The organism is Pseudescherichia sp. (assembly GCF_031998825.1).
Lineage (GTDB): Bacteria > Pseudomonadota > Gammaproteobacteria > Enterobacterales > Enterobacteriaceae > Pseudescherichia.
In genome coordinates this window covers 1-14,070 of sequence record NZ_DAMACX010000012.1, presented here as the reverse complement: position 1 = coordinate 14,070, position 14,070 = coordinate 1, and the positions used below count along the sequence as shown (strand labels likewise).

Sequence of the window (14,070 nt, the reverse complement as noted above, 5' to 3'; positions counted from 1 at the left end):
AAATTAAGTGTCGCCAGCTGGCGACACTGATTTTTGCCGCTGTCGGGATTTTGCGACAGCGGCGTGCTGCTATTAACCCAGCTGCTTACGGGCGTTACGGAAGATACGCATCCACGGGCTATCCTCGCCCCAGTTTTCCGGGTGCCAGGAGTTCGCCACGGTACGGAATACGCGCTCCGGGTGCGGCATCATGATGGTCACGCGTCCGCTTTCGCTGGTCACCGCCGTGATCCCGTTCGGCGAGCCGTTCGGGTTGGCTGGATACGTTTCGGTGACCTTCCCGAAGTTATCGACATAGCGCAGCGCCACCAGCCCTTTGCTCTCCAGCTGGGCGAGGTGCGCATCATCACGTACTTCAACCAGGCCTTCACCGTGGGAAACCGCGATAGGCATCATCGAGCCGACCATGCCCTGCAACAGCAGCGACGGGCTTTGCGTCACTTCGACCAGGCTGAAGCGCGCTTCAAAGCGGTCAGAAACGTTACGCACGAAGCGCGGCCACAGCTCGCTGCCTGGGATCAGCTCGCGCAGGTTGGACATCATCTGGCAGCCGTTACAGACGCCCAGCGCCAGGGTCTGCGGACGGTGGAAGAAGGTTTCGAACTCGTCGCGTACGCGCTCGTTGAAGAGGATCGATTTCGCCCAGCCCTCGCCCGCCCCCAGCACGTCACCGTAGGAGAAGCCGCCGCACGCCACCAGCGCGTGGGCGCTCTCCAGCGTGGTGCGGCCTTCCAGCAGGTCGCTCATGTGGACGTCAATGGCATCAAAGCCCGCACGGTGGAAGGCCGCCGCCATCTCAACATGGGAGTTAACCCCCTGCTCACGCAGAACGGCCACTTTCGGACGTGCACCGGTCGCAATGTAAGGTGCGGCCACGTCTTCGTTGATGTCGAAGGAGAGCTTCACGTTGAGGCCCGGATCGTTATCCTGCGCCTTGGCGTTATGCTCCTGATCGGCACAGGTCGGGTTATCGCGCAGGCGCTGCATCTGCCAGGTGGTCTCTGCCCACCACATACGCAGCGTGGTGCGGCTTTCGCTGAACACCGCCTGACCGTTGGCGGTAATCACGAAGCGATCCCCGGCGACGGCATGGCCCAGATAGTGCACACAGTCGGCCAGGCCGTGGGCGCTGAGGATATTCTCCACCGCTTCACGATCCTCGGCGCGTACCTGAATCACCGCCCCCAGCTCTTCGTTAAACAGCGCAGCCAGACGATCGCTGCCCAGCGCGGCGATATCGGCTTCGATCCCGCAGTGGCCGGTAAAGGCCATCTCGGCGAGGGTCACCAGCAGGCCACCGTCGGAGCGGTCGTGGTAGGCCAGCAGCTTGCGCGCCGCCACCAGCGCCTGCATGGCGTCGTAGAAGCCTTTAAGCTGATGCACGTCGCGCACGTCGGCCGGTTTATCGCCCAGCTGGCGGTAGACCTGGGCCAGCGCCGTCGCGCCCAGCGCGTTGTGGCCCTTGCCAAGATCAATCAGCAGCAGGGCGTTAGCATCGGTAGAGAGCTGCGGCGTCACGGTGTGGCGCACATCTTCTACGCGGGCAAATGCGGTGATCACCAGCGACAGCGGCGAAGTCATCTCGCGCTGCTCGCTCCCCTCCTGCCAGCGGGTTTTCATCGACATAGAGTCTTTACCCACTGGAATAGTCAGGCCGAGCGCCGGGCACAGCTCTTCGCCCACCGCTTTCACCGCCTCATAGAGGCCGGCATCTTCACCCGGATGACCGGCTGCGGCCATCCAGTTTGCAGAGAGCTTGATGCGTGTAATGTCGCCAATCTGCGTGGCGGCCACGTTGGTCAGCGCTTCACCGACCGCCAGGCGGGCGGAGGCGGCAAAGTCCAGCAGCGCCACCGGGGAGCGCTCCCCGATAGACATCGCTTCGCCGTAGTAGCTGTCAAGGCTGGCGGTGGTTACCGCACAGTTGGCGACCGGGATCTGCCACGGGCCAACCATCTGATCCCGGGCGACCATGCCGGTGACCGTACGGTCGCCGATGGTCACCAGGAAGGTTTTCTCCGCTACCGCAGGCAGGTGCAGCACGCGGTTAACCGCGTCGGCCACGGTAATGCCCTGCGGGTCGAAAGCTTCTCCGGCGGCTTTCAGCGATTCAACGTCGCGGGTCATCTTCGGCGTTTTGCCGAGCAGAACGTCCAGCGGCAGGTCGATAGGCTGATTGTCGAAGTGGCTGTCGGTCAGGCTCAGGTGACGCTCCTCGGTCGCTTCGCCGATCACCGCATACGGGGCGCGTTCGCGGCGGCAGAGGGCATCGAACAGTTCCATCTGGTCAGCGGCCACCGCCATCACGTAACGCTCTTGCGATTCGTTACACCAGATCTCCAGCGGGCTCATGCCCGGCTCATCGCTCAGAATGCTGCGCAGGTCGAAACGGCCACCGCGGCCGCCGTCGCTCACCAGCTCCGGCATGGCGTTAGAGAGACCGCCCGCGCCAACGTCGTGGATAAAGAGGATGGGGTTGGCATCGCCCAGCTGCCAACAGCGGTCGATCACCTCCTGGCAACGACGCTCCATCTCCGGGTTGTCACGCTGGACAGAGGCAAAGTCGAGGTCGGCATCGGACTGGCCGGAGGCCATTGACGAGGCCGCGCCGCCGCCAAGACCGATATTCATTGCCGGGCCACCGAGCACCACCAGCTTCGCGCCGACGGTGATCTCGCCCTTCTGCACGTGGTCAGCACGAATGTTCCCGATACCGCCCGCCAGCATGATCGGCTTGTGGTAGCCGCGCAGCTCTTCGCCGTTGTGGCTGTTGACCTTCTCTTCGTAGGTACGGAAGTAACCGGTCAGCGCCGGACGGCCAAATTCGTTGTTGAACGCCGCGCCGCCCAGCGGGCCGTCGGTCATGATATCCAGCGCGGTAACGATACGATCCGGCTTGCCGAAATCCTCTTCCCACGGCTGCTCAAAGCCAGGAATACGCAGGTTAGAGACCGAGAAGCCCACCAGGCCCGCTTTCGGCTTCGCGCCGCGTCCGGTTGCGCCTTCGTCACGGATCTCACCGCCGGAGCCGGTTGCCGCGCCCGGCCACGGCGAGATTGCCGTCGGGTGGTTGTGGGTCTCGACCTTCATCAGGATATGGGTAGGCTCCTGATGGAAATCGTAGCGGCCTGCTTCGCTATCGGCGAAGAAGCGCCCCACCTCTGAGCCTTCCATCACCGCGGCATTGTCTTTATAGGCAGACAGCACGTGATCCGGGGTCTTCTCAAAGGTGTTTTTGATCATTTTAAACAGCGACTTCGGCTGCTGCTCGCCGTCGATCACCCAGTCGGCGTTGAAGATTTTGTGGCGGCAGTGCTCGGAGTTCGCCTGGGCGAACATGTACAGCTCGATGTCGTTCGGGTTACGCCCGAGGGTGGTGAAGGCATCGAACAGGTAATCAATTTCGTCTTCCGCCAGCGCGAGGCCCAGACGCTGGTTAGCCTCTACCAGCGCATCACGTCCCTGCCCCAGCATGTCTACGCTTGCTACCGGCGCGGGCTGATGGTGGGCAAAGAGTTTCTCAGCCTCTTCCAGCGCGTCAAAGGTCGTCTCCATCATACGGTCATAGAGCTCGGCGGCCACCGCCTGCCACTGCTCTGCGCTCAGGGTCGACGCCTCAACGTAGTAAGCGACGCCGCGCTCAAGGCGGGCGATCTGCGTCAGGCCACAGTTGTGGGCAATGTCCGTCGCTTTTGAAGACCAGGGAGAGATGGTCCCCGGACGCGGCGTGACCAGCAGCAGTTTGCCAGTGGGGGCGTGGCTGCTCAGGCGCGGGCCGTAGGTGAGCAAGCGGCCGAGCTGGGCGTGTTCATCGGCATTTAGAGGAGCGTTGAGGTCAGCAAAATGGACATACTCAGCGTAAATGTTGCTTACCGGGAGGGCGGCTGCCTGAAAGCGTGCCAGCAGTTTGTTGATACGGAATGCAGACAGTGCAGGCGAACCACGCAGAATTTCCATCATAAGTCTCTCGTCTTTAGCGCGTCGATGACGCTGTAAGAATGCGCCAGGGGGAAAACGGGCGTCATTATAGAGAATCCTGCGCGCCGACGAAACCGTTTGCGTGGAAATAAAATTGCCCGCATTTTTTAACAATAGATGTTACCTAATTCTCTAATAAGTTGCTAAGTCCCGCAATCTTAAGCAAAATGCCGCTCACTTCCGGACAAACGCTTTTCTATAATAATGACGGCAGACTGAGGCGTCAGGCGACGCAGAGAATTAACTCATTGAGAAAATTAAAGTTTAATTATCTGCTTATCGGCATTGTCACCCTGCTGCTGGCAGCAGCCCTGTGGCCCTCTATCCCCTGGTCGGGTAAAGCCGAAAACCGCATCGCCGCTATCCAGGCGCGCGGCGAGCTGCGCGTCAGCACCCTGGTCTCTCCGCTCACCTGGAACGCCACCAGCGATAAGCCCACCGGCCTCGATTACGAGCTGGCCGAACAGTTTGCTAACTACCTCGGAGTTAAGCTGCGCGTTACCGTGCGGCAGAATATCAACCAGCTGTTTGACGATCTCGATAACGACAATGCCGATATGCTGGCGGCCGGGCTGGTCTATAACAACGAACGCATTAAGCACTACCAGAGCGGGCCGGTTTACTATTCGGTCTCCCAGCAGCTGGTCTACCGGGTAGGCAGCCTGCGCCCGCGCACGCTGGCGACGGTGACCGACGCTCAACTGACCGTCGCGCCGGGGCACGTTGCTATCAACGATTTGCAGGCGCTGAAGGAGAAGAAGTATCCGGAGCTGAGCTGGAAGGTGGATGAGAAGCTGGGCACTAACGATCTGCTTTTGCAGGTTGCCCAGGGCAAGCTGGCCTATACCATCGCCGACTCCGTGGCCATTAGCCTGTTCCAGCGCGTGCACCCCGAGCTGGCGGTGGCGTTGGATATCACCGATGAGCAGCCGGTGGCGTGGTTTAGCCAGAAGGATAGCGATAATGCCCTCTCCGCCGCCATGCTGGACTTCTTCAACGTGATTAACGAGGACGGCACCCTGGCGCGCCTTGAGGAGAAGTATCTCGGCCACGGCAAGGGGTTTGACTACGTAGACACCCGCGCCTTCCTGCGCGCCATTGACAACGTCTTGCCTGACCTGCGTCCGCTGTTTGAGAAGTACGCCCAGAAGATTGACTGGCGTCTGCTTGCAGCTATTTCTTATCAGGAGTCCCACTGGGATACCCAGGCCACCTCCCCCACCGGCGTGCGCGGCCTGATGATGCTGACCAAAAATACTGCCCAGAGCCTGGGCCTGACCGATCGCACCGACGCCGAACAGAGCATCAGCGGCGGGGCGCGCTATCTGCAGGATATGATGGCTCGAGTACCTGAGAGCGTACCCGAAGAGGAGCGGATCTGGTTTGCGCTGGCGGCCTACAACATGGGCTATGCCCATATGCTTGATGCCCGCGCCCTGACGGCGAAGACCAAAGGCAATCCGGATAGCTGGTCTGACGTAAAGCAGCGCCTGCCGCTGCTTAGCCAGAAAGCCTGGTACAGCAGGCTGACCTACGGCTACGCCCGCGGCCATGAGGCCTACGCCTACGTGGAAAACATCCGCAAGTACCAGATTAGCCTGGTGGGCTATCTGCAGGAGAAAGCCCGCCAGCAGGAGCAGCAGCTCGCTCACGAGCAGCGCATGGCGCAAAGCTACCCGGCGGTTGCCCATGAGGAGCTTGCAGAGACGCGCTATGGCGTAATGCCGCTGAGTGCTTTCTCCCCCGCCGAGGCGTTTGGTCAGTCCAGCTTTACGCTGCCGGGGATATTGAATCAGGCGTCAGCGGGCGCAGAGCCGCATTAACGCGCCTGCTTTTGCGCTTTTATCGCCAGCCGACGCTGGCGGAAAAATTCGCTGAGCATGCCCGAGCATTCATCACTCAGCGTTCCCTCAACGATCTCAACCCGGTGGTTCATGCCGGGGTGATGCAGGACATCCATCAGGGAGCCTGCCGCGCCGGTTTTCAGATCCCGTGCGCCAAACACCAGCGTGCCGATACGGCTATGCACCATCGCCCCTGCGCACATGACGCAGGGTTCAAGGGTGACGTAGAGCGTGGTATCAAGCAGGCGGTAGTTTTGCAGCACCAGCCCACCCTGGCGCAGGGCCATGATTTCGGCGTGGGCGGTGGGATCGTGGCGGCCGATGGGCCGGTTCCACCCTTCACCGATGACCTGGTTGTTGTGTACCAGCACCGCCCCGACCGGAACTTCCCCTTCGTCCCAGGCGCGCTGCGCGAGTAAGAGCGCGTGGCGCATCCAGTATTCGTGGGTTAATTCAGTATCGGACACGGCTCAGCACTCCAGTAGTCAAAACGGGGCGCATTATACACAGGTGTAAGTACGCACACACTACTCGAGTTGCTGTAGCTCTCCGTGAGGCGTGACCCGCCAGCGATGTTCGCAGAAGTAGAGCAGCGGGTTATCCTGCTTGCTGTCGCTGTAGCCGCTGTAGAGGCGCAGCGGCGTACCTATTTTTTGCTCCAGCTGCACAACCTTCTCATGACCGAGACAGCGCATAGAGAGCACCCAGCCACCGTGGCTACGGCGGATCTGGCTGGCGATCAGGTTGACACGAGGCAACCAGGGCGTATCAAAATAGACCTGCTCCACCAGCGGCTGCGGCGAGCCGGTGATCAGCCAGATATCGGCATCCGAGGCGTCGAGATAGTTGGTCAGCCGATCCTGCACCACCGGGAAGGCGGTGACGCGCCCGCGAAACCAGGTGACAAATGACTTTTCCAGCGCCTTAAGCCGCGCCTCGCTGTGGCCAAAGGTGCATCCCCACAGCAGCAGGCTCATCGGCCAGCGGGCAGCCCGCCCCTTCACCAGTAACGCAACGCCGATAACCGGCAACAGGGGTAGAACGAGCAGCGCATTGAGTGGCTGATGCCGCAGCAGATACCGCAGAAATGTACCGAACATATCCTGCTGGTGCAGCGTTCCATCCAGATCGAAAAACACAACACGACGCTCGCTATTTGCCAAACCCTACTCCTTTGGATCGTTAAAACCTAACAGCCAGGTAAACAGGAACCCAGCGATAACTGCCAATAAATAGCCTAACAGATAGATCGTGACTTTTCCGGTAACAATCGTTAAAGCCAGCGGTAAACCGGAAATCCCAAAGGTAATCACCGTCGCTACCTTCCAGTAGCAGACAAGCGCCCCACCCACCGCGCCGCCCAGGCAGGCGCCGATAAACGGCTTACCCAGCGGCAGCGTGACGCCAAAAATCAGCGGCTCGCCGATGCCCAACAGCCCCACCGGTAGCGCACCTTTTATTACCGTTTTTAGCCGCGCGTTGCGCGTCTTAAGCAGCACGGCCAGGGCTGCACCTACCTGCCCAACGCCTGCCATTGAGAGGATAGGCAGCAGGGCGTTGGAGCCGTGCGCCTGAACCAGCTCCACGTGGATCGGTACCAGGCCTTGATGCAGGCCGGTAAGCACCAGCGGCAAAAAGCTACCGGCCAGCACTGCGCCTACCAGCAGGCCGCCGCGATCGATAGCCCAGCCAGCTCCATGGGCAATGGATTCAGAAATCCAGCCCCCGAGCGGCTGTAGCGCCACGATCGCAATCGTCCCGGTGATGAGCGTGGTCAGCAGCGGGTTAAGAATTAACTCCAGCGAGCCCGGCAGTCGTTCACGAAACCGCTTCTCAAACCAGCACATCAGCGCAACCACCAGCAGCACGGCGATGACCCCGCCGCGCCCTGGCTGCAACGCTTCGCCAAACAGCGTGATCTGCGCCAGCTGCGGACTGGAGAGGATGCCGGCCATCACTCCGCCTAACGCCTGCGAGCCGCCGAACACCTTTGCCGCGTTGACCCCCACAAGGATATTCATAATCGCAAACACGGCGCTGCCAAAGATGCCGAGCAGCCCCAGCACGTTGGGGTAGTGAATCGCGATATCGCCAGCAATATCGGGTCGCTTCAGGATATTGATAATGCCGGTGATCAGGCCGGAAGCGATAAACGCCGGAATGAGCGGAATGAAAACGTTCGCCAGCATGCGCAGCGCATCGCTCATTGGCGCTTTATACTGCGCTTTCGCCTGGGCCTTATTGCGGGCAATCTCGTCCGGGATCGGGGCTACTCCTTCGCCATTGACCAGCGTGCGCATAGCATCTACCACCTGCCCGGCTCTTCCTGGCCCGACGATCAGCTGATGCTGCTCGCCCTGCTTAACGTAGCCGCTGACGCCCGGGAGCGATTTCAGCCTGCCGATATTAAGCAGCCCCTCATCCTGTACCTCAAACCGGACGCGGGTCATACAGTTTTCCAGCCGCAGCACGTTGCCCTGCCCGCCGATGCCCTGCAAAATCTCCCCTGCCAACGTCAGTGACTTATCCATGTGAACCTCTTAGTCGTTAAGCGCGGCGCGTAAGAACCCCTGATGGGCGTCGAGCCGGGCGCGTGCAGCATCTACGTCCAGCCCGGTGAGCACCATTAAAATAGCGGGCTTCACGTCATACCCGGTCTGCTCCAGCACGCTGCGGGCCTGCTCCAGCGTGACGCCTGTCGCCTCAACCACCATGCGGCAGGCGCGATCGACGAGCTTGATATTGCTGGCTTTCATATCGACCATCAGGTTCTGGTAGACCTTGCCAAACTTGACCATCGCCCCGGTGGAGATCATGTTCAGCACCAGCTTTTGCGCCGTGCCGGACTTGAGGCGGGTAGAGCCGGTTAACGCTTCCGGCCCTACTACGGGCGAGATGGCAATGTCAGCTTCCTGAGCGATTGGCGAGGCGGGATTACAGGAGATAGCTACCGTGGTGCAGCCCGTGGCCCGGGCATATTTCAGCCCGCCGATGACGTAAGGCGTGCGCCCGGACGCAGCCAGACCTACGACCAGATCGCGGGAGTCGAGCGTCAGTTCGCGCAGATCGTCCTCTCCCAGCTGCGGGTTATCCTCTGCCCCCTCTACCGCCTTCAGCAGCGCGCCCGGGCCACCGGCGATCAGGCCAATCACCAGACCGTGCGGGACGCCAAAGGTCGGCGGGCACTCCGAAGCATCGAGGACACCCAGCCGCCCGCTGGTTCCTGCGCCCATATAGATGATGCGTCCCCCTGCCTTTAGTGCTGCCGCTGCGGCATCCACCGCTTTTGCAACATCTGGCAATGTCTCTTTCACTGCCAGCGCGACCAGCGTATCCTGTTGATTAAAACGGGTTACTAACTCGATAGTCGAAAGCGCGTCCAGATCCATCGTCTCAGAATTTCGCGTTTCTGATACCAGTGAGCCAAGATTCATTATCAGTACCTTTTGAATATTTAATTCGTGTCCCGCGCAGTATAATGGAATATATAATTCATTGATGCCTGCGAACAGGATGTTTGTTGCCGTTGTCACGTTTTGCCCCCGGAGTTACCATGAACTGTTTGATCCATATCCGTCAGCGCTATGCGGGCCTGGCACAAAGCGATAAAAAGCTGGCTGATTTTCTCCTCACCCAGCCCGATCGCGCCCGCCACCTCAGCTCGCAACAGCTGGCAGCCGAGGCGGGTATCAGCCAGTCCAGCGTGGTAAAGTTCGCCCAGAAGCTGGGGTTTAAAGGATTTCCGGCGCTCAAGCTGGCGATTAGCGAAGCGCTGGTCAGCACGCCAACGCCCCACTCCGTTCCGGTGCATAACCAGATCCGCGGCGACGATCCCCTGCGGGTGGTAGGCGAGAAGCTGATCCACGAGAAGGTCAGCGCCATGAACGCGACGCTTGATGTAAATACCGAGGATAAGCTTCAGGAGAGCGTGATCATGCTGCGCGATGCGCGACGGATCGTGCTGACCGGCATCGGCGCGTCCGGGCTGGTGGCGCGTAATTTTGGCTGGAAGCTGATGAAGATTGGTTTGCATGCGGTGGTAGAGCAGGATATGCACGCCCTGCTGGCAACGGCGCAGGCCATGGAGAGCGGCGATCTGCTGCTGGCTATCTCCTATACTGGCGAACGGCGGGAGATCAACATGGCGGCGGATGAAGCCTTTCGCGTTGGGGCGAAGATCCTGGCGATCACCGGCTTTACCCCTAACGCCTTGCAGCAGCGCTCGACTCGCTGCCTGTATACCATTGCCGAGGAGCAGGCCACCCGCAGCGCGGCCATCTCCTCTACCAGCGCGCAAATGCTACTGACTGACCTGCTGTTTATGGCACTGGTGCAGCAGGATCTGGAGCACGCCCCGGAGCGGATCCGCCACAGCGAGGCATTGGTGAAAAAACTGGTCTGAGCAGAAATCAGGCGTATAATACCCGCCCTGCTTGTGTAGCTTCTGAGATTTCCCGATGGCGCTGTTGATCACCAAAAAATGCATAAACTGCGATATGTGCGAACCCGAGTGTCCGAACGAGGCCATTTCGATGGGTGAGAGCGTTTATGAGATCGACAGCGATCGCTGCACGGAGTGCGTCGGCCACTATGAGACGCCGACGTGTCAGAAGGTCTGCCCTATCCCCAATACGATCCTCAAGGATCCAGCGTATATTGAGAGCCAGGAGCAGCTGTGGGACAAGTTTGTCCTGCTGCACCATGCGGATAAGATTTAGCTCTCGATAATCACCGTCGCGCAGGCGTAGCGTCGTTCATCCGCCAGGGTGACGTGCATATGCGCGACGCCCAGCCGCTCCGCCAGCTTTAGCGCTTCGCCCCACAGACGCAGGCGCGGCTTGCCCAGCTCGTCGTTAAAGACTTCAAACTGGTTGAACGCCAGGCCGTTGCGAATGCCGGTGCCGAAGGCCTTAGCCGCCGCCTCTTTTACCGCAAAGCGCTTGGCGAGAAAGCGCACCGGCTGCTGATGGGCCTGGTAGATGGCCCACTCGTTAGCGCTCAGCACTTTCTTTGCCAGCCGGTCGCCGGAGCGGGAGATCACCCCTTCGATGCGGTCGATCTCCACAATATCCGTGCCCAAGCCCAGAATAGCCATTACCGGCGTGCTTCCAGCATCAGGCGTTTCATCTCGGCAACCGCCTCTTTCAGGCCGCTCATCACCGCCCGGCCAATAATGGCGTGGCCGATGTTCAGCTCGTGCATCTCCGGGATTTGGGCGATGGCCTTCACGTTGTGGTAGGTCAGACCGTGACCGGCGTTGACCTTAAGCCCGAGACTCGCCGCATAGGTCGCCGCGTTGGCGATGCGCTCCAGCTCTTTGGCCTGGGTGGCCTCGTCTTCCGCATCCGCGTAGCAGCCGGTATGGATTTCGATGTAGGGCGCACCTACCTCTGCGGCGGCTTTGATCTGCTCGGGATCGGCATCGATAAACAGCGATACCAGGATCCCGGCTTCCGCCAGCCGCGTGCAGGCGTCGCGCATCTTATCCCGCTGTCCGGCTACGTCCAGCCCGCCTTCGGTGGTGACCTCCTGACGCTTCTCCGGTACCAGGCAGCAGAAGTGAGGTTTGGTCTCGCAGGCGATAGCCAGCATCTCTTCGGTAACCGCCATCTCCAGGTTCATGCGCGTATCCAGGGTCTGGCGCAGCACCTTCACGTCGCGGTCGGTGATGTGGCGGCGATCCTCGCGCAGATGCACCGTAATACCGTCCGCCCCTGCCTGCTCGGCAATAAACGCCGCCTGGACCGGATCAGGGTATGCCGTGCCACGTGCGTTACGCAAGGTAGCAATGTGATCGATATTAACGCCTAACAGTAGTTCAGCCATGACAATACAATCCTCGAATATCCTTTATCTTACGGTGGATGTTTTACGGTGCATCCGGCGCTGGCCGTTTCGGCACAAACTGGCGAAACAGCTCCCGGCTTTTTAGCGGTTTCCCGCCAAGATACGGCTTCAGGGCCGCGCGGGTAAAGCGTTTCGCCGCTTTTAACGTATCGCCGTCGGGAAACTCGCGCTCGGCAAGCGCCCGCAGCTGGCGGCCGGTAAAGGTGCGGTTATCTATCACCACGCTGGCGATAAACCCTTTCTCCTCCCGGTAGCGGTAGGTCATGGTGTCCTCCACCGCTTCGCCGGTTCCGGCGCAGTGCATAAAATCGATGCCGTACCCAAGATGCCCCAGCAGCGCCAGCTCAAAGCGCCGGAGGACCGGTTCGGGCGAGCCGCTCAGGCCTGCCAGCGCCTGAATACAGTGCAGGTAATCGAAAAAAAGTTCAGAGAAGCGCGTCTCATGTTCAAGTACGCGAGAGATAAGCTCGTTAACGTAGAGACCGCTATAAAGCGTGATGCCGCTCAGGGGGAGCGCCAGTGAGACCGCTTCCGCGCTGCGCAGGGTTTTGACTTCACCCCGGCCGCCGAAGCGTACCAGCAGAGGCGTAAAGGGCTGGAGGGCGCCCTTCAGGTTAGATCGTTTTGCCCGTGCGCCTTTTGCAACAAGGCGCACGCGGCCCGACTCTTCCGTGAAGACGTCCAGCATCAGGCTGGTTTCGCTCCAGGGACGACTGTGTAAGACAAAAGCGCGCTGCCACCCTTCCATCAGCATTTATACTCGTCGTCTTGCGAGTCGCAGGTGCGTTGGCAGCACCCGTTCACCTCAGTCAATTATTTGAGATCGTCAACGTAGCCGAGGCTACGCAAAGCGCGCTCGTCGTCGGCCCAGCCGGATTTAACCTTCACCCACAGCTCAAGGTGCACTGGGGCTTCGAACATCTCCTGCATATCTTTGCGGGCTTCGATGCCGATGGTTTTGATCTTGGCCCCTTTGTTGCCAATCACCATCTTCTTCTGACCTTCGCGCTCAACCAGGATTAGGCCGTTGACGTCGTAGCCGCCGCGATCGTTGCTGACAAACTGCTCGATCTCGACGGTCACCGAGTAGGGCAGCTCTTCACCGAGAAAACGCATCAGCTTTTCACGAATGATCTCCGAGGCCATAAAGCGCTGTGAGCGATCGGTGATGTAATCTTCCGGGAAGTGGTGGATCGCTTCCGGCAGATGTTTACGCACGATGCTGGCGATGGTATCCACGTTCATTCCGGTCTCGGCAGAGAGCGGCACGATGTCGAGGAAGTTCATCTGGCTGGCGAGGAACTGCAGGTGCGGCAGCAGATCCGCCTTCTCCTGCACGTTATCGACCTTGTTAACCGCCAGGATCACCGGCGTTTTACCGTCGCGCAGCTTGTTGAGCACCATCTCGTCGTCTGCCGTCCAGCGGGTGCCTTCTACCACGAAGATCACCAGCTCAACGTCGCCGATTGAGCTGCTGGCCGCCTTGTTCATCAGGCGGTTAATGGCGCGCTTCTCTTCCATGTGCAGGCCCGGGGTGTCCACATAGATGGCCTGGTAAGCGCCTTCGGTATGGATCCCCGTGATGCGGTGACGCGTGGTCTGCGCTTTACGGGAGGTAATAGAGATCTTCTGCCCAAGCAGATTGTTCAGCAGGGTGGATTTGCCAACGTTGGGACGTCCAACGATGGCAATGAATCCGCAGTATGTTTTTTCGTTGCTCATTCCAGCTCCAGTTTCTTCAACGCCTGTTCGGCGGCTGCCTGCTCCGCCTTGCGGCGGCTGGAACCTGTGCCGACCACCGGTTCACTCAGGCCGCTTACCTGGCAGTGGATAGTAAATTCCTGATCGTGGGCTTCGCCACGCACCTGCACAACCAGATAGGTTGGCAGCGGCAGGTGACGACCCTGCAAAAATTCCTGTAAACGCGTCTTCGGATCTTTTTGTTTATCCCCTGGGCTAATCTCGTCCAGGCGGGACTGATACCAGTAGAGGATCAGCTTTTCGACGGTCTGAATATCGCTGTCGAGAAACACGCCGCCAATCAACGCTTCTACGGTATCGGCCAGAATCGACTCCCGGCGGAAACCGCCGCTTTTAAGCTCGCCCGGCCCTAAACGCAGGCACTCGCCCAGCTCGAACTCGCGGGCAATCTCGGCCAGCGTGTTGCCGCGCACCAGCGTGGCGCGCATCCGGCTCATGTCGCCCTCGTCTACGCGAGGAAAACGGTGATAGAGCGCGTTGGCAATAACAAAACTTAAAATGGAGTCACCCAAAAACTCCAGACGCTCATTGTGTTTGCTGCTGGCACTGCGATGGGTTAGCGCCTGCTGCAATAGCTCCTGATGTTGAAAAGTGTAGCCCAGCTTCCGTTGAAGCCGATTAATTACGATGGGGTTCATGC

Annotated in this window: 12 protein-coding genes and 1 pseudogene; 3 read left to right on the top strand and 10 right to left on the bottom strand. The window is 59.9% G+C overall.

Going from position 1 to position 14,070, the window contains the following annotated elements:
* Positions 1-72: 72 nt before the first annotated feature.
* Positions 73-3,960 carry a phosphoribosylformylglycinamidine synthase gene (gene purL / locus RTP97_RS07930; RefSeq protein WP_312412414.1) on the bottom strand — a complete coding sequence of 1,296 codons (3,888 nt, stop codon included), beginning with the start codon at positions 3,958-3,960 and terminating at the stop codon, positions 73-75.
* A gap of 266 nt (positions 3,961-4,226) precedes the next feature.
* On the opposite strand from purL, the gene mltF reads away from it, so the two are divergent.
* Positions 4,227-5,801, top strand: coding sequence for a membrane-bound lytic murein transglycosylase MltF (gene mltF, locus RTP97_RS07925; protein ID WP_409455929.1), 1,575 nt, complete (start codon positions 4,227-4,229; stop codon positions 5,799-5,801).
* Here the strand turns inward: mltF and tadA are convergent.
* The 4 genes and pseudogenes from tadA to murQ all read right to left on the bottom strand — a co-directional run bounded on the left by tadA (position 5,798) and on the right by murQ (position 9,259).
* Positions 5,798-6,323, bottom strand: a pseudogene (tadA, locus tag RTP97_RS07920) (tRNA adenosine(34) deaminase TadA). The gene mltF and the pseudogene tadA overlap by 4 nt on opposite strands.
* 26 nt (positions 6,324-6,349) lie before the next feature.
* Positions 6,350-6,985: a phosphatidylglycerophosphatase C gene (yfhb, locus tag RTP97_RS07915; RefSeq protein WP_312412411.1), complete on the bottom strand. Its 636-nt coding sequence runs from the start codon at positions 6,983-6,985 to the stop codon at positions 6,350-6,352.
* A gap of 3 nt (positions 6,986-6,988) precedes the next feature.
* Positions 6,989-8,353 (bottom strand): PTS transporter subunit EIIC, encoded by a 1,365-nt coding sequence (locus RTP97_RS07910; RefSeq protein WP_312412408.1) that lies wholly within the window; start codon positions 8,351-8,353, stop codon positions 6,989-6,991.
* 9 nt (positions 8,354-8,362) lie between these two features.
* Positions 8,363-9,259 (bottom strand): N-acetylmuramic acid 6-phosphate etherase, encoded by an 897-nt coding sequence (gene murQ, locus RTP97_RS07905; protein ID WP_312412556.1) that lies wholly within the window; start codon positions 9,257-9,259, stop codon positions 8,363-8,365.
* A 116-nt stretch (positions 9,260-9,375) separates the two neighbouring features.
* Here murQ and RTP97_RS07900 point away from each other — a divergent pair, with 116 nt between their 5' ends.
* Together RTP97_RS07900 and RTP97_RS07895 are read left to right on the top strand one after the other, a co-directional pair.
* Positions 9,376-10,224: a MurR/RpiR family transcriptional regulator gene (locus RTP97_RS07900; protein ID WP_312412405.1), complete on the top strand. Its 849-nt coding sequence runs from the start codon at positions 9,376-9,378 to the stop codon at positions 10,222-10,224.
* A 55-nt stretch (positions 10,225-10,279) separates the two neighbouring features.
* Positions 10,280-10,540, top strand: coding sequence for a YfhL family 4Fe-4S dicluster ferredoxin (locus RTP97_RS07895; RefSeq protein WP_312412402.1), 261 nt, complete (start codon positions 10,280-10,282; stop codon positions 10,538-10,540).
* On the opposite strand, the gene acpS is transcribed toward RTP97_RS07895, so the two are convergent.
* The 5 genes from acpS to rnc all read right to left on the bottom strand — a co-directional run bounded on the left by acpS (position 10,537) and on the right by rnc (position 14,068).
* Positions 10,537-10,917: a holo-ACP synthase gene (acpS, locus tag RTP97_RS07890; protein WP_312212770.1), complete on the bottom strand. Its 381-nt coding sequence runs from the start codon at positions 10,915-10,917 to the stop codon at positions 10,537-10,539. The two genes, RTP97_RS07895 and acpS, sit on opposite strands and share 4 nt — an antisense overlap.
* A complete protein-coding gene (pdxJ, locus tag RTP97_RS07885) occupies positions 10,917-11,648 on the bottom strand; it encodes a pyridoxine 5'-phosphate synthase (protein WP_312212772.1) in 732 nt (243 codons plus the stop codon). The genes acpS and pdxJ overlap by 1 nt, the downstream gene beginning before the upstream one ends.
* Positions 11,649-11,691: 43 nt before the next feature.
* Positions 11,692-12,417, bottom strand: a complete 726-nt coding sequence (gene recO, locus RTP97_RS07880; protein WP_312412553.1) for a DNA repair protein RecO — start codon at positions 12,415-12,417, stop codon at positions 11,692-11,694.
* 65 nt (positions 12,418-12,482) lie between these two features.
* Positions 12,483-13,391 carry a GTPase Era gene (gene era / locus RTP97_RS07875; RefSeq protein ID WP_312212773.1) on the bottom strand — a complete coding sequence of 303 codons (909 nt, stop codon included), beginning with the start codon at positions 13,389-13,391 and terminating at the stop codon, positions 12,483-12,485.
* Positions 13,388-14,068 carry a ribonuclease III gene (gene rnc, locus RTP97_RS07870; RefSeq protein WP_312212774.1) on the bottom strand — a complete coding sequence of 227 codons (681 nt, stop codon included), beginning with the start codon at positions 14,066-14,068 and terminating at the stop codon, positions 13,388-13,390. Before rnc ends, era begins: the two co-directional genes overlap by 4 nt.
* Positions 14,069-14,070: the final 2 nt, after the last annotated feature.